The 21,654-nt window shown below is 63.0% G+C and carries 26 protein-coding genes; 15 read left to right on the top strand and 11 right to left on the bottom strand.

Annotation, left to right across the window (positions count from 1 at the left end):
- Positions 1–124: 124 nt before the first annotated feature.
- Entirely contained in the window at positions 125–811 is a 687-nt protein-coding gene (locus tag ATY02_RS05955; protein WP_053134186.1) for an LrgB family protein, read from the bottom strand.
- A complete protein-coding gene (locus ATY02_RS05950) occupies positions 801–1,187 on the bottom strand; it encodes a CidA/LrgA family protein (protein ID WP_068584118.1) in 387 nt (128 codons plus the stop codon). The genes ATY02_RS05955 and ATY02_RS05950 overlap by 11 nt, the downstream gene beginning before the upstream one ends.
- 98 nt (positions 1,188–1,285) lie before the next feature.
- On the opposite strand from ATY02_RS05950, the gene ATY02_RS05945 reads away from it, so the two are divergent.
- Positions 1,286–2,182, top strand: coding sequence for a LysR family transcriptional regulator (locus ATY02_RS05945; protein WP_068584121.1), 897 nt, complete (start codon positions 1,286–1,288; stop codon positions 2,180–2,182).
- On the opposite strand, the gene ATY02_RS05940 is transcribed toward ATY02_RS05945, so the two are convergent.
- Complete coding sequence (locus ATY02_RS05940) at positions 2,163–2,618, bottom strand: flavodoxin (RefSeq protein WP_068584124.1); 456 nt, start codon at positions 2,616–2,618, stop codon at positions 2,163–2,165. The genes ATY02_RS05945 and ATY02_RS05940 overlap by 20 nt on opposite strands.
- A gap of 154 nt (positions 2,619–2,772) precedes the next feature.
- Between ATY02_RS05940 and ATY02_RS05935 the strand changes: the two genes are divergently transcribed.
- Positions 2,773–3,246, top strand: a complete 474-nt coding sequence (locus tag ATY02_RS05935) for a PAS domain S-box protein (RefSeq protein WP_068584125.1) — start codon at positions 2,773–2,775, stop codon at positions 3,244–3,246.
- A gap of 52 nt (positions 3,247–3,298) precedes the next feature.
- Positions 3,299–3,904 (top strand): hypothetical protein, encoded by a 606-nt coding sequence (locus tag ATY02_RS05930; protein WP_068584128.1) that lies wholly within the window; start codon positions 3,299–3,301, stop codon positions 3,902–3,904.
- A 17-nt stretch (positions 3,905–3,921) separates the two neighbouring features.
- Here the strand turns inward: ATY02_RS05930 and ATY02_RS05925 are convergent, their stop codons facing one another.
- Positions 3,922–4,878: a MerR family transcriptional regulator gene (locus ATY02_RS05925; RefSeq protein WP_068584131.1), complete on the bottom strand. Its 957-nt coding sequence runs from the start codon at positions 4,876–4,878 to the stop codon at positions 3,922–3,924.
- Between the two features lie 211 nt (positions 4,879–5,089).
- Between ATY02_RS05925 and ATY02_RS05920 the strand changes: the two genes are divergently transcribed.
- From ATY02_RS05920 to ATY02_RS05895, 6 genes are all read left to right on the top strand, one after another.
- A complete protein-coding gene (locus tag ATY02_RS05920) occupies positions 5,090–5,659 on the top strand; it encodes an antibiotic biosynthesis monooxygenase (RefSeq protein ID WP_068584134.1) in 570 nt (189 codons plus the stop codon).
- A 117-nt stretch (positions 5,660–5,776) separates the two neighbouring features.
- On the top strand, positions 5,777–6,487 hold the full coding sequence (folM, locus tag ATY02_RS05915; protein ID WP_068584137.1) for a dihydromonapterin reductase: 711 nt from the start codon (positions 5,777–5,779) through the stop codon (positions 6,485–6,487).
- Between the two features lie 21 nt (positions 6,488–6,508).
- Positions 6,509–7,069 (top strand): GTP cyclohydrolase I FolE, encoded by a 561-nt coding sequence (folE, locus tag ATY02_RS05910; protein ID WP_068584140.1) that lies wholly within the window; start codon positions 6,509–6,511, stop codon positions 7,067–7,069.
- The gene (folX, locus tag ATY02_RS05905; RefSeq protein WP_068584143.1) at positions 7,070–7,441 is read left to right on the top strand and encodes a dihydroneopterin triphosphate 2'-epimerase; all 372 of its coding nucleotides are present in this window, start codon (positions 7,070–7,072) and stop codon (positions 7,439–7,441) included.
- 94 nt (positions 7,442–7,535) lie between these two features.
- Complete coding sequence (locus tag ATY02_RS05900; protein ID WP_068584146.1) at positions 7,536–7,832, top strand: DUF1244 domain-containing protein; 297 nt, start codon at positions 7,536–7,538, stop codon at positions 7,830–7,832.
- Positions 7,825–8,166 carry a HopJ type III effector protein gene (locus ATY02_RS05895; RefSeq protein ID WP_068584149.1) on the top strand — a complete coding sequence of 114 codons (342 nt, stop codon included), beginning with the start codon at positions 7,825–7,827 and terminating at the stop codon, positions 8,164–8,166. The genes ATY02_RS05900 and ATY02_RS05895 overlap by 8 nt, the downstream gene beginning before the upstream one ends.
- 99 nt (positions 8,167–8,265) lie before the next feature.
- On the opposite strand, the gene trxB is transcribed toward ATY02_RS05895, so the two are convergent.
- The gene (gene trxB / locus ATY02_RS05890; RefSeq protein WP_068584152.1) at positions 8,266–9,228 is read right to left on the bottom strand and encodes a thioredoxin-disulfide reductase; all 963 of its coding nucleotides are present in this window, start codon (positions 9,226–9,228) and stop codon (positions 8,266–8,268) included.
- Between the two features lie 310 nt (positions 9,229–9,538).
- On the opposite strand from trxB, the gene cysZ reads away from it, so the two are divergent.
- Entirely contained in the window at positions 9,539–10,294 is a 756-nt protein-coding gene (cysZ, locus tag ATY02_RS05885; RefSeq protein ID WP_068584155.1) for a sulfate transporter CysZ, read from the top strand.
- A gap of 14 nt (positions 10,295–10,308) precedes the next feature.
- Here the strand turns inward: cysZ and ATY02_RS05880 are convergent, their stop codons facing one another.
- Entirely contained in the window at positions 10,309–11,304 is a 996-nt protein-coding gene (locus tag ATY02_RS05880; RefSeq protein WP_068584158.1) for a GlxA family transcriptional regulator, read from the bottom strand.
- A 121-nt stretch (positions 11,305–11,425) separates the two neighbouring features.
- On the opposite strand from ATY02_RS05880, the gene ATY02_RS05875 reads away from it, so the two are divergent.
- The gene (locus ATY02_RS05875) at positions 11,426–12,136 is read left to right on the top strand and encodes a DJ-1/PfpI family protein (RefSeq protein WP_083235885.1); all 711 of its coding nucleotides are present in this window, start codon (positions 11,426–11,428) and stop codon (positions 12,134–12,136) included.
- Between the two features lie 39 nt (positions 12,137–12,175).
- Positions 12,176–13,447, top strand: a complete 1,272-nt coding sequence (locus ATY02_RS05870; protein WP_068584161.1) for a glycosyltransferase family 4 protein — start codon at positions 12,176–12,178, stop codon at positions 13,445–13,447.
- On the opposite strand, the gene ATY02_RS05865 is transcribed toward ATY02_RS05870, so the two are convergent.
- The 3 genes from ATY02_RS05865 to ATY02_RS05855 form a co-directional block, all read right to left on the bottom strand.
- Positions 13,444–14,547: an NADH:flavin oxidoreductase gene (locus ATY02_RS05865; RefSeq protein ID WP_068584164.1), complete on the bottom strand. Its 1,104-nt coding sequence runs from the start codon at positions 14,545–14,547 to the stop codon at positions 13,444–13,446. The two genes, ATY02_RS05870 and ATY02_RS05865, sit on opposite strands and share 4 nt — an antisense overlap.
- 213 nt (positions 14,548–14,760) lie before the next feature.
- Positions 14,761–15,243 carry a glutathione peroxidase gene (locus tag ATY02_RS05860; RefSeq protein ID WP_068584168.1) on the bottom strand — a complete coding sequence of 161 codons (483 nt, stop codon included), beginning with the start codon at positions 15,241–15,243 and terminating at the stop codon, positions 14,761–14,763.
- 117 nt (positions 15,244–15,360) lie between these two features.
- Entirely contained in the window at positions 15,361–15,846 is a 486-nt protein-coding gene (locus ATY02_RS05855; RefSeq protein ID WP_022642345.1) for an FKBP-type peptidyl-prolyl cis-trans isomerase, read from the bottom strand.
- Here ATY02_RS05855 and ATY02_RS05850 point away from each other — a divergent pair.
- The 3 genes from ATY02_RS05850 to ATY02_RS05840 are packed head-to-tail and all read left to right on the top strand — an operon-like array spanning position 15,815 to position 19,217.
- The gene (locus ATY02_RS05850; protein ID WP_083235890.1) at positions 15,815–16,153 is read left to right on the top strand and encodes a DUF3565 domain-containing protein; all 339 of its coding nucleotides are present in this window, start codon (positions 15,815–15,817) and stop codon (positions 16,151–16,153) included. The genes ATY02_RS05855 and ATY02_RS05850 overlap by 32 nt on opposite strands.
- Before the next feature lie 58 nt (positions 16,154–16,211).
- Entirely contained in the window at positions 16,212–18,311 is a 2,100-nt protein-coding gene (gene pta / locus ATY02_RS05845; RefSeq protein ID WP_068584171.1) for a phosphate acetyltransferase, read from the top strand.
- Positions 18,312–19,217, top strand: coding sequence for an acyltransferase (locus tag ATY02_RS05840; protein ID WP_068584174.1), 906 nt, complete (start codon positions 18,312–18,314; stop codon positions 19,215–19,217).
- Between the two features lie 115 nt (positions 19,218–19,332).
- Here ATY02_RS05840 and cysN read toward each other — a convergent pair whose 3' ends face one another.
- The gene (gene cysN, locus ATY02_RS05835; protein WP_068584177.1) at positions 19,333–21,231 is read right to left on the bottom strand and encodes a sulfate adenylyltransferase subunit CysN; all 1,899 of its coding nucleotides are present in this window, start codon (positions 21,229–21,231) and stop codon (positions 19,333–19,335) included.
- 53 nt (positions 21,232–21,284) lie between these two features.
- Positions 21,285–21,626: a four helix bundle protein gene (locus ATY02_RS05830; RefSeq protein WP_022642341.1), complete on the bottom strand. Its 342-nt coding sequence runs from the start codon at positions 21,624–21,626 to the stop codon at positions 21,285–21,287.
- Positions 21,627–21,654 lie beyond the last annotated feature (28 nt).

Below are 21,654 nucleotides of genomic sequence, written 5' to 3'. Positions count from 1 at the left end.
CTTTTATTGGAAGGAGGACCCTCGGAGTCTAGACACCCCAGCCACACCACGGAGTCGCCTTGGCAGCCAGCTTGATGACCGAGCGGGTCAGCCGGCGGCCGGGTTGCGCCACAGCGCCTTCACGTCAAAGCAGCGACGCCAGCAAAGGAGCGGCAAACAGATTCAACAACCCGGTGAGCACCATCACCAGCCCCGCTACCGACCCTTCCTCGCCACCGACTTCGTGGGCCCGGCTGACCCCGGCGCCATGGGCACCGACCCCGAACAGGGCGCCCCGGGCCAGGGCACTGCGCAAGGGCAGCCAACGCAACAGCACGCCACCGAGCATCGCTCCGAACACCCCGGTGAACATCACGAACACCGCCGTCAGTTCGGGTACGCCGCCCAAGTCATGGGCCAGGGGCATGGCGAATGGCGTGGTGATCGAGCGCGGCACCAGCGACAGGGTTACCGAACTGTCCAGGGCCAAGAGCCGGGCCAGGCCGAAGGAGCTGCCGATGGACGCCGCGCTACCGGCCAGCATGCCCAGCAACAGCGCCGACCAATGGCGCATCAGCAACTGGCGCTGCTGCCAGATGGGAATGGCGAAAGCCACGGTCACCGGACCCAGCACCAGCATCAGCCAGTGGGTATTGGCGGCATACTCGGCGTAGGCCGTATGCAGCGGCACCGCCACCGCCAGCAGCAACGCCGGCACCAGGATCAGCGGCGACAACAGGTAGCGCCCGGTGCGACGGTAGATCCAGCGGCTGAACAGATAGGCGCCAAGGGTCAGCGCCAGCCAGAACATCGGCATCGCCTCAAGCTTCATGGCGTATCCTCCAGCGGCACACCAGCTCCACGGTCAGCGCAGTCACCAACATCACCAGCAAGGTGCTGACGCCGATCACCAGCAGGATCCGCCAGCCGTCCTGGCGCAGCAGGCCGCCGTAGTCCAGCAGGCTCATCAGCGCCGGGATGAAGAACAGCAGCATCTCCGCCATCAAGAGGCCAGCGCCCAGTTGCAGGGCCGCCGGCTTGACCCAGCCCAGGGCGAAGGCCAGCAACAGCATGGCCAGGCCGATGACCCCGCCGGGAATCGGCCAGGGCAACCAGGTAGCCAGTTGGCAGCCGAGAAAATAGATGGCCAGCAGCACCGCCAGCTCGCACAGCAGGCGGCCAAGGCGTTTGAAGGTGGGAATGTTCATGGGGGTTCGGTCCTCTCAGGGGCCTATTTTATAAAAAGCCCCGCCATCACCGAAGCGAATTGTTAGACTGGAAGCCATTCCAAACTGGAATTCCAACCATGGATTTCAAGCAACTGCGCAGCTTCGTCGAAGTGATCCATCAGGGCGGCTTCACCCAGGCCGCCAAGACCCTGCATATCAGCCAGTCGGCGGTGAGCAAGCAGGTCGCCCAGCTGGAACAGAGCCTGGGCACGCCGTTGCTGGAGCGCCAGGGCTCGCACATTCATCTCACTGCCGCTGGCAACGTGGTACTGCAAAGGGCCGAGGGCATGCTGCGCCTGCGCAACGAGTTGCTCAGCGAACTGGACGACCTGAGCCACATGACCCGGGGCGAGCTGCGCCTGGGCCTGCCGATGCTGGGCAGCGATACGCTGTTCGCCAGTCGCTTCGCCGAGTACCGGCGGCGCTATCCGAATATCCAGGTGCATTTGCTCGAGGGCGGCAGCCTGAACGTCGAGCAGGCGGTGCGCAGCGGCGAGCTGGAACTGGGCGGCAGCCTGACCCCCAAGGACCCGGCCTTCGCCTACCAGCCGTTCTGCGATGAGCCGCTGGATGCCCTGCTGCCCGCCGATCATCCGCTGGCGATGAATGCCAAGGTGCGCCTGGAGGAACTGGCCGATACCCCGTTCCTGCTGTATCAGCGCAGCTTCGTGCTCAACGACCGCCTGCTCCAGGCCTGCCAGCAAGTGGGCTTCACCCCCAGGGAAGGCGGGCGCAGCGGCCAGGCGGACTTCCTCGCGGCGCTGGTAGCGGCCGGCCAGGGTGTGGTGCTGCTGCCCAGCGTGGTGGCGCGGGCCCTGGTGCGCCCGGGGGTGGTGCGCCTGACCTTGACGGCCCCGCAATACCTGCGCTGGGACATCGCCTTCATCTGGCGCGAAGGCGCCTATCTGTCCAAGGCTGCACAGGCCTGGCTGGCGCTGCTACGGGAACAGCCGGTCAGCCCCGCAGTGCGCTGACCAGTTGTGCCAGCCAAGGCTCGGCGTCGGTTTCCGGGGTCACGCTCTCGCTGGCGTCCAGGCGTAGCATCGGCAACACCTCCCGTACACCCAGTTCGGCGAACAGTTCACGCATCTGCTCGCCGCCGCCGCAGAAGGTGTCGCCATAGCTGGAGTCGCCCAAGCCGATCACCGCCCCGGGCAAACCGCGCCAGGCCGCTGGCAACTGATCGCGAATGCTCGAGTACAGGGGTTGCAGGTTGTCCGGCAACTCACCCATGCCAGTGGTGGAGGTCACCGCGAGAAATGCCTGGGGAGCGAATGCCTGGACATCCGCCAGGGTCGCGCGCGGATTGTGCCAGGCCTCGAAGCCCGCGGCGTCGAGAAGCTTGGCGGCATGCCGGGCGACTTCTTCAGCCGTGCCGTACACCGTGCCGGAAAGGATGGCGACTTTCATCAATCTGATCCTGAAGCTGACTAAAAGCCTGGGATATTAACAGCTACGGAGTAAAATCCCGTCGCTGGCGTGTCGTGCACTGCAAAGCACCTGTAGACACAATGCCAGCATGCCTTAGAATCCAGCCCTCGCCGATCGATGACGGACCCTCGGAATGATCAATGCACACTTGCTGCAACGGATGATCAACGCCTCCAACGACGGCATCGTGGTCGCCGAACAGGAAGGCGAGGACAACATCGTGATCTATGTGAACCCGGCGTTCGAACGACTGACCGGCTACAGCGCCGATGAAGTGCTCTACCAGGACTGCCGCTTCCTGCAGTCCGGCGATCGTGACCAGCCAGCCCTGCAGGTGATTCGCCAGGCGTTGAGGGAAGGCAGGCCGTGCCGCGAGGTGCTGCGCAACTATCGCAAGGACGGCAGCCACTTCTGGAACGAGTTGTCGATCACCCCGGTGTTCAACGATGCTGATCAGCTGAACTATTTCATCGGTGTGCAAAAAGATGTCAGTGTGCAGGTCAAGGCACAGCAGCGCTTGTTGCAACTGGAACAGCAACTGGCCGCAGCCCAGGCCGAACTGGCCGCCCTCAAGGCGACCAACGGCGCTAATAAGTCGCAGGTTTAGTGGTCGTAGGGGTATCTCCTGCGGATCTGTCTTTCACCTTTCGAGCATCATCATGCAGCGCGACGCCCTTCTCACCCAGGATGAGCTGGACTTCATCCGGACCATGCAACACAACCCGCACCTCAATGTGCGCGACACCACCTCCAGCCTGCTGGTCAACGGCGGCTCGCAGATCCGTGACTTGCTGACCCGCCTGGCGGCCAACGAAAAGGTCACCATCCAGGCTCATTTCGACAATCAGCAGATGACCTTCCCCCTGCACCTGGTGGAGGACGAGTTCCACGCCCTGCACCTGCGCCTGGGGGTGCCCAGTATTTTCGAGGAAGGTCCCATGGTGCGGCCATGGCGCCTGGCGCTGCCGGAGCCCGTGGCCCTGGAAAACGCCAAGGGCCAGCCCGGGCGCCTATGGGTGCGTGAAGTGTCGTTCAAGGGCGTCCTGCTGGAAATCCGCAACAAAACCCGACCACCTCGGCAGTTCGCCCAGTGGTTCAGCCCTTCGGGATATGAGCGGATTGCCCTGCACGGGCAGTTCGAACGGGCGACCGAGGCCGGCTTCTATGCCTATCGCCTGGACCAGAGCGATACCGAGGAAACCGAGCGCTTGCGCCAGTTCATCCTCCAGCAGCATCGCCATACCCATCCTGCCCTGCACGCCTGAGACCAGCCGACTCGGCCTCAGGTATCCAGGTACCCGCCGAGAAACTGCCGCAGGCGCTGCTGCATCACGCGCCCTTCGCTTCCCAGGCACACCACCGGCGAATCGATGAAGCTGTCCTGGGCCAGGTCCGCAGCATCACCTGCCAGCATCAATGGACAATCCAACGTCAGCGCCAGGCGCTTGAGACGCTTGGGCAATTCCGTCGTGGGTGCGTGGTTGGAAAACACCACCAGGGCTTGGGGCTTGAGCTGTTCACAGACCAGGGTCAGCTCCTGTAATGGCACGCCGGGCCCCAGCACGCGCACGCCCAATTGGTCATGCCCCAGCAACAGCGCTGCCACCAGCAGTTCCAACTCGCGACATTGCTGGTTGAATGCCGTCAGCAACAGGTGCTGCGGCGTCGCCCGTTGCAGTGCCAGGCGTTGCAGTATCCGCCCGCGCAAGAAGCCATCCAGGAACAGCCACTCGCTGGTTTGGCCAAACACTTCCCGATCCTGCAGCAACTGCTTCCAGAACGGCAGGAAGATTTCCTGGAACACCACCGGCAGCGCATAGCAGGAAAACACCTGGCCATAGAGGCGATCCAGTTGCGCTTCATCGAAGGCGCTCACTGCCAACTTCAACTGATCGCGCCACCGGCCGTATTCGCCCAGCAGCCCTTCATTGACAGGTGCCAGGCACTGGGACTGGGCCATCCGGCTCTTGGCCAGGATCTTGCCGACCTTGCTCACCGCCACGCCACGTTCGATCCAGCCGAGGATCTCGCGCACTGCCTCAACATCGTGCATGGAATACAGGCGATGCCCACTTTCGGTGCGTGTCGGCTGGATCAGACCGTAGCGTCGTTCCCAAGCCCGTAGAGTCACCGGGTTGATCCCGGTCAGGCGTGCAACTTCGCGAATCGGAAACAGCGCCTCCGGTCGAAGGGGATCGGGCGCTTGAGCGGCGACGGCAAGTTCAGTGGTGGCGGGCATCTGGAGGAGAAAACACCGGTAAACAAAATGGTCGCCATTCTACTCTGCCCGGGTAGCGATGCTTCAAGCATGGGAAAATCCGACCATTGTCTTTGGTACTCCAGTGCCAATCAGGAATAATCCTTGCTTGTCCCGAACGCGGCCCGACACCCCGGTGCCCCGTCAGCGATTGCCTTACCCAGGCAACGCATTGGTTTTACGGAGATACATGATGTCTACCTCACCTGTCACCCTGATGGTGGCCCGGCGCGTTGCCGACGGCCGCTACCAGGACCTGATCGCCTGGCTGCGCGAAGGCGAACAACTGGCCACCGACTTTCCCGGCTACCTGGGCTCCGGCGTCCTGGCCCCACCGCCCGGCGACGATGAATTCCAGATCATCTTCCGCTTCGTCGACGAACAGACCCTGCATACCTGGGAACACTCCGCCTCTCGCACCGCCTGGCTGGCCCGGGGTAGCGACCTGTTCGCCCATCCTTCGGAGCACCGGGTCAGCGGCATCGATGGCTGGTTCGGCGCCGCCGGACAACGCCCACCACGCTGGAAACAGGCCGTAGCCATCTGGCTGGCGTTCTTTCCGGTCTCGCTGTTGTTCAACTTCGTCCTCGGGCCGCTGCTCAACGACCTCGGCATGCTGGCACGGGTATTCGTCAGCACCCTGGCCCTGACCCCGCTGATGGTCTATTTCTTCATCCCGCTGTCCACAAGGTTGCTGGCCAACTGGCTCAATGCCGCCCCGGCCCGCCCACTGCCGGCGACACCCTCGACGCAGAACCCGTAAAGCCTGGTGCAGACCGGTGCCACACCGCATGTGGCGGCACCGGCCCTCCAGCGATCCACCCCACGGCGCAGCACCGCCGCTGGTATAGTTCGGCTCTACCCGCGACGCGAGCCCACCATGAACGCCTCCACTGCCCCGATCCTGATCACCGGCGCCAGCCAGCGTGTCGGCCTGCATTGCGCCCTGCGCCTGCTGGAGGACGGGCATCCGCTGATCGTCACTTATCGCAGCCAGCGCCCGGGGCTCGAGACCCTGCGCGACAAGGGCGCGACCCTGCTGTTCGCCGACCTCTCCAGCGAGAACGGGATCATGGCCCTGATCGCCGAGCTCAAGCGGCACACCGATCGGCTGCGGGCAATCATCCACAATGCCTCGGAATGGCTGCCGGAAAACCCGGGCCAGGAGAGCGACGCTTTTGCCCGGATGTTCGGCGTGCACATGCTGGCGCCCTACCTGATCAACCTGCATTGTGCCGAGTTGCTGCAACACTCCAGCCCGGCGGACATCATCCACATCAGCGACGACGTGACCCGCAAGGGCAGCAGCAAGCACATCGCCTACTGCGCCAGCAAGGCAGGCCTGGATAGCCTGACCCTGTCCTTCGCCGCGAAATATGCACCGCAGATCAAGGTCAACGGCATCGCCCCGGCCCTGCTATTGTTCAATGCCGACGACGATGCGCAGTACCGCGCCAAGACCCTGGCCAAGTCCGCGCTGGGGATCGAACCCGGCGCCGAAGTGGTCTACCAGAGCCTGCGTTATCTGCTGGACAACCCCTACGTCACCGGTACCACCCTGACCGTCAATGGCGGGCGGCACGTCAAGTAGACCGCCCCGCGAGGACCTTGCATGAGCCTTTCCCTGTCCCAGCACTACCGCGCCATCCTCAAGGGGCTCGGTGAAGACCCCGAGCGCGAAGGCCTGCTCGATACCCCCAAGCGCGCGGCCAAGGCCATGCAGTACCTGTGTCATGGCTACAGCCAGTCCCTGGAAGAAATCGTCAACGGCGCGCTGTTCGCCTCCGACAGCGACGAGATGGTGATCGTCGCCGACATCGAGTTGTACTCACTGTGCGAACATCACCTGCTGCCCTTCATCGGCAAGGCCCATGTGGCTTATATTCCCACCGGCAAGGTGCTGGGCCTGTCGAAGATCGCACGGATCGTCGACATGTTCGCCAGGCGCCTGCAGATCCAGGAAAATCTCACCCGGGAAATCGCCGACGCCGTACAAAGCGTAACCCAGGCCGCCGGCGTCGCGGTGGTCATCGAAGCCAAGCACATGTGCATGATGATGCGCGGCGTCGAGAAACAGAATTCCACCATGCATACCTCGGTGATGCTCGGCGCCTTCCGCGACTTGAGCACCACTCGCCAGGAATTCCTGCAATTGATTGGACGGAGCAAGTAAATGCCACAACTTCAGCCTGGAATGGCTCGTATCCGAGTCAAGGACCTGCTCCTGCGGACCTACATCGGAATCAACGAGGAAGAGATCCTCAACAAGCAGGATGTGCTGATCAACCTGACCATCCTGTATCCGGCCCAGGATGCGGTGCGCGACAACGACATCGATCACGCGCTGAACTATCGCACCATTACCAAGGCGATCATCGCCCATGTCGAAGGCAACCGCTTTGCGCTGCTGGAACGACTGACCCAGGAGTTGCTGGACCTGGTGATGGGCAATGCCTCGGTGCAGTACGCCGAGGTCGAAGTCGACAAACCCCACGCCCTGCGCTTTGCCGAATCGGTGTCCATCACGTTAGCGGCAAGTCGCTAGCGGCAAGCGGCAAGTAAAAGCGGTTCGGCTTTGACTTGCCGCTCGTAGCTTGTAGCTTGCAGCTGTTCCCACCCCTCTATGTGCAGAGAGTCTTATGTCCCCTCAACAACGCCTGGAACTGGAAGCGGCGGCCTTTCGCCGTCTGGTGGCCCATCTGGACAACCGCAAGGACGTGCAGAACATCGACCTGATGAACCTTGCCGGGTTCTGCCGCAACTGCCTGTCCAAGTGGTACAAGGCCGAGGCCGACCAGCGCCAGATCGAAGTGAGCCTCGATGAGGCCCGTGAAGTGGTGTATGGCATGCCCTATGCCGAATGGAAAAATCTCTACCAGAAAGAAGCCAGCGCCGAGCAGCAAGCGGCGTTCGCCAAAGGAAAACCCAATGACTGACCTCAACACCCTGCGCGCCAGCCTGAACAGCGGCGAACACCCGTTTGCCGATACCCTGGCCTTTGTCGCCAGCGGTTATGACTACCAGCCCCAGGCCTTCAACAACGGCGGCGTGGACAATGCCGCCGGGCAGAACGAAGGCTCGTGCAAGACCCTGGGCCTGGCCCTGCTCGAAGGCCTGAGCGACCAGGAGGCCTTGCTGGCCTTCGGCGAGCACTACCGCTCGGTACTGGCCACCCCCGAGGGCAGCGACCACGGCAATATCCGCGCCCTGATCGCCCATGGCCTGGCCGGAGTGAAGTTCAGCGCCCAGCCCCTGGTGCGCAAGGCCTGATCCGGCTACCACGGGCTGCCGGGCCTGCGGCAGCTGCGCGAGGCTTTCCATGAGGCATGAAAAAACCGGCTTGCGCCGGTTTTTTTCATTCCAGGACGATCAGAACGAAGCGTTCTGCAGGCCGTCCAGGTAACGCTCGGTGTCCAAGGCTGCCATGCAACCGGCGCCGGCCGAGGTGATGGCCTGGCGGTAGACGTGGTCGGCCACGTCGCCGGCGGCGAAGATACCCTCGACGCTGGTAGCGGTGGCATTGCCTTCACGGCCACCTTGTACCACCAGGTAACCGTCCTTGAGCTCCAGCTGGCCTTCGAACAGCGAGGTGTTCGGGGTATGGCCAATGGCGATGAACACACCGTCGACTTTCAGCTCGTCGAAGCTGCCATCGTTGTTCTTCAGGCGGGCACCGGTCACGCCCATGTTGTCGCCCAGCACTTCGTCCAGGGTCGCGTTGAGCTTGAGTTCGATCTTGCCTTCGGCAACCCGGGCGTGGAGCTTGTCGATCAGGATCTTCTCGGCGCGGAAGGTATCGCGACGGTGGATCAGAGTGACCTTGCTGGCGATGTTGGCCAGGTACAGGGCTTCCTCGACAGCGGTGTTGCCGCCGCCGACCACGGCCACCGGCTTGTTGCGGTAGAAGAAACCATCGCAGGTGGCGCAGGCCGAAACGCCCTTGCCCATGAACGCCTCTTCCGATGGCAGGCCCAGGTAGCGAGCGCTGGCGCCGGTGGCGATGATCAGGGCATCACAGGTGTAGGTGCCGCTGTCACCGGTCAGGGTGTAGGGCTTGGCGGCGAAGTCCACGGCATTGATGTGGTCGAAGACGATTTCGGTTTCGAAACGCTCGGCGTGCTCGCGCATCCGCTCCATCAGCGCCGGGCCGGTCAGGCCGTGCACGTCGCCGGGCCAGTTGTCGACTTCGGTGGTGGTGGTCAGCTGGCCGCCGGCCTGCATGCCAGTGATCAGCAGTGGCTTCAGGTTGGCGCGGGCGGCATAGACCGCGGCGCTGTAACCGGCAGGGCCGGAACCGAGAATAATCACACGCGAATGACGTACATCAGACATGACTCACTCCTATCGACCGGCCCGGATGCCCTGGCGCGGAACGCCGGATTGCCGGCTGGAATAAAAAAGGACGGCGAAACCTTGGGGAAGGCTAAAACTCGTCCGTCCAAAAAATAATGGGTGCAGCGTATAGAGGGGGCGAAGATTAAGGAAATACGGTTTAACAATCCAGCTCATAGGCGGTCTCTATTCTCTGGCCATCTATTTGAAAGGGTCTTTGTTACCGTTGATGTCGCCCTGTGCGCCGTGCTTTCGCCCCTTGTGCAAAGCCGGTAAGGTCGGCGCATTTTCCTTCTGCTCGGAGCCTTCTATGCCCGCCCCTGTCCTGTCCGGCCCGCAATACCTGCGCGAGGGCCTCAAGTTGATCCTCACGCCCGGCCTGCGCCTGTTCGTGCTCTTGCCACTGCTGGTGAACCTGGTGCTGTTCGTCGGCTTGATCTACTTCGCCGGCCACCAGTTCAGCCTCTGGGTCGACGCCCTGATGCCAACCCTGCCGCAGTGGCTGAGCTTTCTCAGCTACATCCTGTGGCCGCTGTTCGTGGTGCTGGTGGTGCTGATGGTGTTCTTCTCCTTCACCATGTTGGCCAACATCATTGCCGCTCCGTTCAACGGATTCCTCGCGGAAAAGGTCGAGACCGTGGTGCGTGGCACCGATGACTTTCCACCGTTCAGCTGGGGGGAGCTGCTGGCGATGATCCCTCGGACCCTGTCCCGGGAAATGCGCAAGCTGGGGTATTTCCTGCCCCGGGCCATCGGCCTGTTCATCCTCTCGCTGATTCCGGTGGTCAACCTGGTGGCCGCACCGCTGTGGCTGCTGTTCGGCATCTGGATGATGGCGATCCAGTACATCGACTACCCGGCGGACAACCACAAGATGAGCTGGCAGGACATGCTCGCCTGGCTACGCCAGAAGCGCTGGCAGAGCCTGGGTTTCGGCGGCATCGTCTACCTGGCGCTGATGATTCCCTTCGTCAACATCCTGATGATGCCCGCCGCCGTGGCCGGGGCGACGCTGTTCTGGGTCCGCGAGCGCGGTGTGGATAACTTGCCGGGCCAACCACGCTGACCCCATCTTGCACCTCAGAGAACCTGCGCTTTGGCCTCATCGCGAGAGCTGAAGCGCTGGCGGTAATCCTGGGCGTTGATGCCGAAAACTCGCTGGAATGCACGACGGAATGTCGCCTCGCTGCCCAGGCCGCAACGCAGGGCGATCCGCTTGAGCGGCCACGGGGTTTCATCCAACAACTGCCGTGCCGCCTCCACCCGGATCCGCTCCACCGCCTTGGCCGGCGTAGTGCCGGTCTGCTCTCGGTAGTGACGCAGGAAACTGCGCTCGCTCATTCCCATCCGCTGCGCCAGCACCGCCACTGACAGATCCTGGGCGACATGTTCGGTGATCCAGGCATGCAACTGGGCAAAACCACCAGCACGATGCTGCAGGAACAGCGGCACACTGAACTGCGCCTGACCGCCTGGACGCTTGAGGAAAACCACCAGGTAGCGGGCGATTTCCAGGGCCAGCTCATGACCCAGGTCCTCTTCCACCAGGGCCAGGGCCAGGTCGATGCCGGCCGTGACCCCGGCTGAAGTCCAGATCGGCCCGTCGTTGACGAAGATCGAATCGGGCTCGACCCGGACCAGGGGAAAGCGCCGGGCCAGCGCCTCGCAGCGGCTCCAGTGGGTCACGGCACGCCGACCATCGAGCAGGCCGGCGGCCGCCAGCAGAAAGGCGCCATTGCAGATCGACACCAACCTGCGGGCCACCGGTGCCCTCTGTCCGATCCAGCGAGGCAGGGCGCCATCCCGGCAGGCCGCCCCCACTCCCTGGCCACCGATCACCAGCAAAGTGTCGCAAGGCGACTGGACATCAGGTAATGGCAGCGGGTTGAACTCCAGCCCCTCGCAAGACAGCAACGGTGCCTGGGCAGCAATCACAGTGACGTCATAGGCCGCGGCTTGGCCGGCGAATGCCAGCAACTCATTGGCGGTAGCGAACACCCGCAGAGGGCCCGATAGATCGAGCATGTTCACTGCGGGAAACACCAGAAACTGAATGAGCCTGGGTGGCTGCGACATGACTTGGATACCTGGAAGGAGTTGGCGTGAATTGTCGCATTTTTGGCAAAAACGCCAAGTGCAGGCTGATTAAGGTACGTCCAGCCCGGCACCCGCCGCGGCCCAATCCAAGGAACCTCAGATGCTGCTCGAACCAGGTACACCTCTAAAAGTCGGGATTCTCATCGCCCCGGGGTTCGCCCTGATGGATATCGCCGGCGCCCACTCGGTGTTCGGCATGGCGCCCAATACCGAACTGCATGTGCTGTGGAAGGATCGCCATCTGGTCATGGCCATGCCGGACTTCCCCTGCCATGCCAGCACGACGTTCGACGAATGCCCGCCCGACCTCGATGTGCTGGTGATAGGCGCAGTGGGCACATCAGCGATCGAAGACCCGCAATTGATCCAGTTCCTGCGTGAACAGTGCCCGCGTACGCGCTTCGTCATTTCCATCTGCGCCGGCGCCCTGCTGCTGGGCGCCGCCGGTTTCCTGCAGGGACGCCGGGCGACCACCAACCTGCACCTGATCCATACCCTGGAGGCATTCGGTGCCACGGCGATCAGCGGTGGCGAAGTGGTGATCGACGGCCCGCTGTACAGTGCAGGCCCCGCCACCGGCTCCTTCGAGACGGCGTTGATGGTTCTGGCCCGTTTGCGGGGCGAGCAGATCGCCAAGCTGTTGGAGCTGACCATCGAGTACCACCCTCGCGCGCCTTTCAATGTCGGCACCCCGGAGCTGGCCGGCCCCGAACTGACCCGCCAGACCCTGGAGTTGTACGCGGATTTTTTCCGCCGGAGCACCGAGACCGCCCTGGAGCACTATCGCAGCGCTCTGGAACCGCAGCGCTGAGCGGTCATAAATCCATCACTGCGAAGTCACAATGACGACATGGCCCCAGCCGACACTGGGGTCATGAGCCCAGCCCTGCATATCACCCTCATCACCGAGACCTTCCCGCCGGAAATCAACGGCGTGGCCAATACCCTTGGCCGCCTGTGCGATGGCCTGCGGGCCCGTGGGCACCAGGTGGAACTGGTGCGCCCGCGCCAAGGCTGCGATCAGAGCCGGAGCAGCGACGAAGCCCTGCTGCTGTGCCGAGGTTGGCCACTGCCGGGGTATCCGGGGCTGCAATGGGGCCAGTCATCGATGCACAAGCTGCTACGCCGCTGGAAACGCCAGCGCCCGGATGTGCTCTATATCGCCACCGAAGGACCGCTGGGCCTGTCCGCGCTGCGGGCGGCCAAACGCCTGGGAATCTCGGTGGTCAGTGGCTTCCATACCAACTTCCAGCAGTACTCCAGCCAGTACGGCCTGGGCCTGCTGACACGCCTGCTGACCCACTACCTGCGTTGGTTCCACAACCGCTCGAAGCTGACCCTGGTACCCAGTGCCAGCCAGTGCCTGGAACTGGAGCGCCGCCACTTCGAGCGCCTGGCGCTGCTCTCCCGCGGGGTCGACAGCCAGTTGTTTCACCCGGCCAAGCGGGTCGCCGAACTGCGGGCCAGTTGGGGGCTGGATAACGACGACCTGGCGGTGATCCATGTCGGGCGCCTGGCACCGGAGAAGAACCTGGGCCTGCTCAAGCGTTGCTTCGAGCGCCTGCAAGCGAGTTATCCACAGCAGAGGATGAAACTGATCGTGGTGGGCGATGGCCCGCAGCGGGCGGCCCTGGAGAAAAGCCTGCCCGATGCGTTGTTCTGCGGTAGCCAGCGAGGCGAGGCGCTGGCGGCACACTATGCCTGCGGCGACCTGTTTCTGTTTCCCAGCCTGACCGAGACCTTCGGCAACGTGGTACTCGAAGCACTGGCCTCGGGGTTGGCCGTGGTGGCTTACGATCAAGCAGCAGCGGCTCAGCATATCCGCCACGGCTACAACGGCGTGCTGGCGATGCCGGGGGATGAAAATGCGTTCTGCGATGCCGCCAACTGGCTGCTCGAAGAAACTGAAACCTTGCGCCGGGTGCGCCTCAACGCTCGCCAGCATGCCAGCCGCCAAGGCTGGCCTGCGGTGATCGAGCAGTTCGAGGATCAACTGCGCAGCGCCTGCCAGCACTCGCTGGCACCTTCCGGTACCAGCAGCATCGAGACCTCGGCCAGCACCCTTGGCAAGCTCGGTGCGGCAAGGGGCTTGCCACCCTCGCCGCCCGGCAGCGCGCGTTAGACCAGGGTCATCAAGGCTTCGCGGCTGAACGGCCGGATGTCCTGCTCGCGACCTTCACGAACCTTCTGCGCCCAGTCCGGATCGACCAGCAGCGCGCGGCCCACGGCCACCAGGTCGAACTCGTCGTTGCCCAGGCGCTGCAACAGGTTCTCCAGGCTGGCCGGCTGGGCCACCTTGTCGGTATTGACCATGAACTGCAGGAACTCGCCATCCAGGCCAACGCTACCGACGGTGATGGTGGGCTTGCCAGTGAGCTTGCGGGTCCAGCCCGCCAGGTTGAGATCGGAGCCTTCGAACTCCGGCTCCCAGAAACGCCGGGTCGAGCAGTGGAAGATATCTACGCCAGCCGCCACCAATGGCTTGAGGAATGTCTCCAGGGCCTCTGGTGTCTGTACCAGCCGGGCAGTGTAGTCCTGCTGCTTCCATTGGGAGAAGCGCAGGATAATCGGAAAATCCGCACCCACGGCGGCGCGGACCGCCTGGATCAGCTCGATGGCAAAGCGCGAGCGCTGGGCCAGGTCGCCGCCGTACTCGTCGGTGCGCTGGTTGCTGCCTTCCCAGAAGAACTGGTCCACCAGGTACCCGTGGGCACCGTGGATCTCCACGCCATCCATGCCAATGCTCTGGGCGTCCTTGGCGGCCTGGGCGAACGCTGCGATCACCTCCTGGATATCCTGGTGGGTCATGCCGTGCACCACGACCTTGCCATCCTTGAGCTTCTCGCTGGGACCGTAGCCCGGCACGCTGGCATCCGGCTCGGTGCCCAGGCGCCGCACGTTGCCCACATGCCACAGCTGCGGGACGATCTTGCCGCCCTCGGCATGCACCGCATCCACGACTTTCTTCCAGCCCGCCAACGCGGCTTCGCCATGGAACTGCGGCACATTGGGATAGCCATTGGCCGCCTGGTGCCCGACGGTGGTGCCTTCGGTGATGATCAGGCCGACACCTGCCGCCGCCCGCCGACGGTAGTACTCGACGACTTTCGCATTGGGCACGCCACCTGGGGAGAACGACCGGGTCATCGGGGCCATCACGACTCGGGAGGGCAATTCCAACGCGCCCAGCTGAAAGGGTTTGAACAAGGCTTGGACAGACATGCTGCACTCCGACAGGAAAGGACTGGAGTCGAGAATCGACGCACAAGGCAACGCCAGGCCGAGGCCCGACGCACTTATGATGAGGATAATATTCTTCACTCAAGACCCTGCACAGCACTATTGATTTGAGTGATCTTGGCGCAAAAACGCCGCCATACGGCGGCGTGGATGAGGCGCGAACAGCGGGCGCGGCGACAAGCCCGCCAGGTCGCTTCAGCTCAAGGCTTTCTCGATGGCCTGGACCACCGTGGGGTCATCGGGAGCGGTACGCGGTGAAAAACGCGCCAGAACCCGGCCATCCTTGCCAAGCAGGAACTTCTCGAAGTTCCAGGTGATGTCCCCGGGAAACTCGGCGCCCTCGCCCGCCAGCAGGCGGTACAGCTGATGGCGCTCCGGGCCGTTGACCTCGAGCTTGCTGCTCAGTGGAAAGCTCACTCCGTAGTTAAGGCTGCAGAACTCCTGGATCTCCTGTTCGGTACCAGGCTCCTGTCCGGCGAACTGGTTGCACGGCAGGCCCAGCACACTGAACCCCTGGCCCTTGTACTGCTGGTAGAGGTTCTCCAGCGCCGCATACTGGGGAGTCAGGCCGCACTTGGACGCGACGTTGACCACCAGCACGACTTGTCCCTTGAAGGGCGCGAGCGGCAGTTCCTGACCATCCAGGGCTTTCAGTTTAAGGTCGTGAAAAGCACTCATGACGAACTCCAAATTCCCGTGTTCTTAAGACAGCCTCTCGACAGTACAGCCAAAAGCCGCAGACTAAAAAGGCGCCCTCGGGCGCCTTTCCAGCAATCTTGAGCTTAGCGCAGAAACTCAGTGGTGATGACCACCTTCGCCATGGACGTGGCCATGGGCAACTTCTTCCTGGCTGGCATCACGGATGGCAACGACCTTGACCTGGAAGTTCAGGCGCTGGCCGGCCAGTGGGTGGTTGCCGTCGACAGTCACGTCGTCGCCGTCCAGATCGCGAATGGTCACGATCTGCATCTGGCCGTCCGGAGCCGAAGCGTGGAACTGCATGCCCACTTCCAGTTCGTCGACGCCTTCGAACATGCTGCGGCTCAGGGTGCTGACCAGCTCGGCGGCGTATTCGCCGTAGGCGTCTTCAGGCTCCACGGCGACTTTCAGCTCGTCACCGACCTGCTTGCCTTCCAGGGCCTTTTCCAGGCCCGGAATGATGTTGCCTGCGCCATGCAGGTAGACCAGCGGGGCGCCGCCGGCAGAGCTGTCGATGACCTCACCAGCGTCGTTGGTGAGGGTATAGTCGATGGAGACAGCCTTATTGGCGGCGATCAGCATGGGGCGGGACCTTTTGCATAAGAATGAAGAACGTCCAAGTTTAGCGAAGCAATCGCTCGAAAGCGAACGGAACCCGGACAACCGGAATCAGAAGCAGCCCTCGACAATCTGCGGCTTTCACCAGGATGAGGACGGCCACTGGGTGGTCGAACTGTCCTGCGGCCATACCCAGCACCTGCGCCACCAGCCGCCATGGCAATCACGTGCCTGGGTGCTGGACCCAACGCAGCGGGCAGAAAAAATAGGTCGCCCCTTTGCGTGTGGCTGGTGTGCTCAAGACGCGGGAAACGATAACCTTAGCCCCTGACTATCGCGGTAGGCGGCCATGGACCGTCGCCCTTGCCATGCACCCTTCGAGAATTCGCATGCAAACTTTCTTTATCGCGCCCACCGACTTTGGCGTGGGCCTGACCTCTATCAGCCTCGGGCTGGTACGCACCCTGGAACGCGCCGGCCTCAAGGTCGGTTTCTTCAAGCCCATTGCCCAACCACACCCTGGCGACACCGGTCCGGAGCGCTCCACTGAACTGGTGGCGCGGACCCACGGCCTGAAGCCACCACAGCCCCTGGGCCTGGCCCACGTGGAACGGATGCTGGGCGATGGCCAGCTGGACGAGCTGCTGGAAGAAATCATCACCCTCTACCAGCAGGCTGCCATCGGCAAGGACGTGCTGGTTGTCGAGGGCATGGTCCCGACCCGTGCCGCCAGCTACGCGGCCCGGGTCAACCTGCACCTGGCCAAGAGCCTGGATGCCGAGGTGATCCTGGTATCGGCCCCGGAAAACGAAGTGTTGACCGAGCTGTCCGGGCGGGTCGAGTTGCAGGCGCAGTTGTTCGGTGGCCCACGGGATCCGAAAGTGCTGGGGGTGATCCTCAACAAGGTGCGTACCGACGAAAGCATCGAGGCGTTCAGCGCCCGCCTGAAAGAGCATTCGCCACTGCTGCGCAGCGGTGACTTCCGCCTGCTGGGCTGCATCCCGTTCCAGCCGGAACTCAATGCTCCGCGCACCCGTGACGTGGCAGACCTGATGGGCGCCCAGGTACTCAACGCCGGGGACTACGAAAACCGGCGCATGACCAAGATCATCATTTGTGCGCGCACCATGCGCAACACCGTGGAGCTGCTCAAGCCCGGAGTGCTGGTGGTGACCCCGGGCGATCGCGACGACATCATCCTCGCCGTAAGTCTGGCGGCCATCAACGGCGTGCCCCTGGCCGGCCTGCTGCTGACCAGCGGCACCCTGCCCGATCCGAAGATCATGGAGCTGTGCCGTGGCGCCCTGAATGCCGGCCTGCCCGTGTTGTCGGTGAGCACCGGCTCCTACGACACCGCCAACCAGCTCAACGGCCTGAACAAGGAAATCCCCATCGATGACCGCGAGCGCGCGGAAATCATCACCGACTTCGTCGCCAGCCACCTGGATGCCGACTGGCTGCACCAGCGTTGTGGCACCCCACGGGAAATGCGCCTGTCGCCCGCGGTGTTCCGCTACCAGTTGATCCAGCGCGCCCAGCAAGCCGACAAGCGCATCGTCCTGCCCGAGGGCAGCGAGCCGCTGACCGTGCAAGCTGCTGCCATCTGCCAGGCCCGTGGCATCGCCCGCTGCGTGCTGCTGGCCAAGCCGGACGACGTGCACGCCGTGGCCAGGGCCCAGGGCATCGAGCTGCCCGAGGGCCTGGAGATCCTCGACCCGGACCTGATTCGCGAGCGTTATGTCGAGCCCATGGTGGCCCTGCGCAAGAGCAAGAGCCTCAACGCCCCGATGGCCGAGCAACAACTGGAAGACCCGGTGGTGATCGGCACGGTGATGCTGGCTCTGGACGAGGTCGACGGTCTGGTCTCCGGGCTCGTCCACTCCACCGCCAACACCATCCGCCCTGCCCTGCAACTGATCAAGACCGCGCCGGGCTGCACCCTGGTGTCCTCGGTGTTCTTCATGCTGTTTCCCGAGCAGGTGCTGGTCTACGGCGACTGTGTGATGAACCCGCACCCCAGTGCCAGCGAACTGGCAGAGATCGCCCTGCAGAGCGCCGATTCGGCGGCGGCCTTCGGCATCCCTCCACGGGTCGCGATGATCAGCTACTCCAGCGGCGACTCGGCCAGTGGCGAAGAGGTGGAGAAGGTCCGCGAGGCCACCCTGCTGGCCCACGAGGCCCAGCGCTCGCTGTTGATCGACGGCCCGCTGCAGTACGACGCCGCCGCCAACGAGAACGTCGCCCGGCAACTGGCTCCCAACAGCCAGGTGGCGGGCAAGGCCACGGTGTTCGTGTTCCCCGACCTGAATACCGGCAACACCACCCACAAGGCCGTGCAGCGCAGCTCCGACTGCGTCAGCCTGGGGCCGATGCTGCAAGGCCTGCGCAAGCCGGTGAACGACCTGCCCCGCGGGGCCCAGGTGGACGATATCGTCTACACCATCGCCCTGACGGCGATCCAAGCCGCCAACCGACCCATGGATGCCTGAATGCTGGACTTTCTACCGGGTGCCGTACGCGGCACCATCGCGTCGCTGTTGCTGGCGCTCAACACCATTTTGCTGTGCTCGTTCCTGTTCTGCGTGGCGATCTTCAAGGCCCTGCCCTTTGCCTTCACCCAGCGTTTCACCCACTGGCTGATGAACCATACCCATGAGGCCTGGATCAGTAACAACAAAGCCTGGATGCAGCTGGTGTGCCGCACTCGCTGGCATGTGCAGGGCCTCGAAGGCCTGGACTACCAGCACTCCTACCTGGTCACCAGCAACCACCAGAGCTGGGTCGATATCCTGGTATTGCAGTACGTTCTCAACCGACGTATCCGCCCATTGAAGTTCTTCCTCAAGCAGGAACTGATCTGGGTGCCGGTGATCGGCCTGGCCTGGTGGGCCCTGGGCTTTCCCTTCATGAAGCGCTACTCCAAGGCCTACCTGGAGAAGCATCCGGAAAAAAAGGGCAAGGACCTGGAAACCACCCGCAAGACCTGCGCGAAATTCCGCAGCAATCCGGTGGGTATCTTCAACTTCGTCGAGGGCACGCGCTTCACCGAGGCCAAGCATGCCCAGCAGCAATCGCCATTCAAGTACCTGCTCAAGCCCAAGGCCGGCGGCATCGCCTTCGTGCTGGATGCCATGGGCGAGCAGCTGCAATCGATCGTCGACGTGACCATCCACTACCCTGCCGGCCGTCCCGGCTTCTGGGACTTGCTCAGCGGCAAGGTCAGGGAGGTGGTGGTGAATTTCGAAGAAGTACCGATTGCGCAGCAGTTCATCGGACGCAACTATGAACAGGACGCGGTTTATCGGCAGGCCTTCCAGGACTGGATCAACCAGCGCTGGCAAGCCAAGGATGCGCTGCTGGAGCAACTGCACCAGCAGTATCCAGGCAAGCGATGAAGCGCCTGTAAGGGCCTCTTCGCGTTCGAACAGACACAAAAAAGCCCGCAGACAGTCACCTGTCCGCGGGCTTTTTCTTGCAGCTTGCAGCTAGAAGCTCGCCGCTGCCCTTACCTTAGATCGCGCCACGGCTGCGCAACAGGTCCAGCACCTGCTTGACGCCCTCGTCCACGGTCAGCGCCTGGGTGTCGATCACCAGGTCGGCATCCAGCGGCACGTCATACGGGAAGGACTCGCCAGGGATGTTATCGCCACCGGCCGCGTACAGGCCTTGGGGATCACGCTGGGCACAAACCGTTGGCGAGGCCTGGACATAGACCGTCAGCAGACGCTCCTTGCCGATCAAGTCCCTGACCTGCTCGCGCCCTTCGGCACTTGGGGCCACGAACGCTGCCAGGGTCAGCAGGCCGGCTTCGTTGAACTGACGGGCAACGTGAGCCGCACGCCGCCAGTTCTCGGTACGTCCGGCACGATCCTGGGGCAGCCCCTTGTTCAGGTCGTGACGCAGGTTCTGGCCGTCGAGGACGAACACCGCACGCCCCATATCGAACAGCTTGCGTTCCACGGCATAGGCCAGGGTGCTCTTGCCGGCGCCCGACAAGCCGCTGAACAGCACGGTGGCTGGCTGCTGGCCAAAGCGCTGGGCACGCTCCTGGGTGGCGACATGGGCCAGCTTGCCATGGTGGGTAGCGCTGCCGTGGGCCACTGGCTGGGCGATGATCATGCCCGCGCCGACGGTGCCGTTGGTCAGGCGATCGATGACGATGAAGGCGCCCGTGGTGCGATTGCTTTCGTAACCGTCCAGGGCAATCGATGCATCGAGGCTGACCTTGACCTTGCCGATCTCGTTCAGTTGCAGGGCACTGGCCGCGCCCTCTTCCAGGGTGTTCACATCGACCTTGTGAACGATGCTGGCGATCGAACCCGGCACATAGCTGGTGGCGCGCTTGATGTCGTACTTCTTGCCCGGCAGCATCGGCTCCTCGGCCATCCACACCAGCATGGCTTCGAAGTTATCGGTCACCGGTGGCACGCTGTCGGCGTGCACCAGCAAATCGCCCCGGGAGATATCGATCTCGTCTTCCATGGTCAGGGTCACGGCCTGGCCGGGCCCGGCCTGTTCCAACTCGCCCTCGAAAGTGACGATGGACTTGACGCGGCTGCTCTTGCCCGAAGGCAGCACCACCACTTCGTCGCCCTTGTGCACGATGCCGCTGGCCAGGGTGCCGGCGAAACCGCGGAAGTTCAGGTTCGGACGGTTGACGTACTGCACAGGGAAACGCAGGTCGGTGAGGTTGCGGTCGCCGGAGACCTCAACGGTCTCGAGAATTTCCATCAGCGACTGGCCGGTGTACCACGGCGAACGCTCGCTGCGGTTCACTACGTTGTCGCCCTTGAGTGCCGACATCGGCACGAAGTGCAGGCTGGTGGGCTGGATCTTCAGGCCCTTGGCGAACTGCAGGTAGTCGGCCTTGATCGACTCGAACACATCCTGGTCGAACCCCTTGAGGTCCATCTTGTTGATGGCCACGACGATGTGCTTGATCCCCAGCAGGGAGGCGATGTAGCTGTGCCGGCGAGTCTGGGTCTGCACGCCGTAGCGGGCGTCCACGAGGATGATCGCCAGGTCGCAGGTGGAGGCACCGGTAGCCATGTTGCGGGTGTACTGCTCATGGCCCGGGGTGTCGGCGATGATGAACTTGCGCTTGGCGGTGGAGAAGTAACGGTAGGCCACGTCGATGGTGATGCCCTGCTCGCGCTCGGCCTGCAGGCCATCCACCAGCAAGGCCAGGTCGATGTCGTCACCGGTGGTGCCGACCTTCTTCGAGTCACGGGTGATGGCTTCCAGGTGATCTTCGTAGATCATCTTCGAGTCGTGCAGCAGGCGCCCGATCAGGGTGCTCTTGCCGTCATCCACGTTGCCACAGGTAAGGAAGCGCAGCAGTTCCTTGCGTTCGTGCTGGCCCAGGTAGGCGAGGATGTCCTCGCTGATCAGATCGGATTGGTGGCTCATAGCGTTCAAGCTCCAAGCTGTAAGCTTCAAGCGGCAAGCTTGTCGGCGTACAGCTAGTCAGAAATTTTTTTGATCAAGCCGCTGAGCATCTTCGATAGCTCGCGGGTTTCTTTAATCCAATTCTCAGCCAGCGGGTTCGCGATGTAGGCAATTTCACGAGCGATAAGGATTTGAGTCCGGAGTTCGCCGCAGGAAGCTTTCGCGATCCAGAGAAAATGGACTTTTTCTCTATTGCTACGACGCTCCATGCCCTCGGCAATATTGGAAGGCACCGAAAGAACAGAGCGAGTGATCTGGTCCTTGAATCCAAAGTCCCCACACTGCGCAAACTCTTTATAAATCCCCACCGCCAAAGCTTTGCTTCGCTGCCAAACAATCAGTTTCTCGAAATCCATGACGAGTGTTCCGATTCCGGCTCGCAAC

It is taken from the genome of Pseudomonas sp. BIOMIG1BAC (assembly GCF_001705995.2).
Classification (GTDB): domain Bacteria; phylum Pseudomonadota; class Gammaproteobacteria; order Pseudomonadales; family Pseudomonadaceae; genus Aquipseudomonas; species Aquipseudomonas sessilinigenes.
The sequence above is the reverse complement of the archived record's forward strand: the minus strand, read 5'-3'. Positions and strand labels throughout refer to the sequence as shown.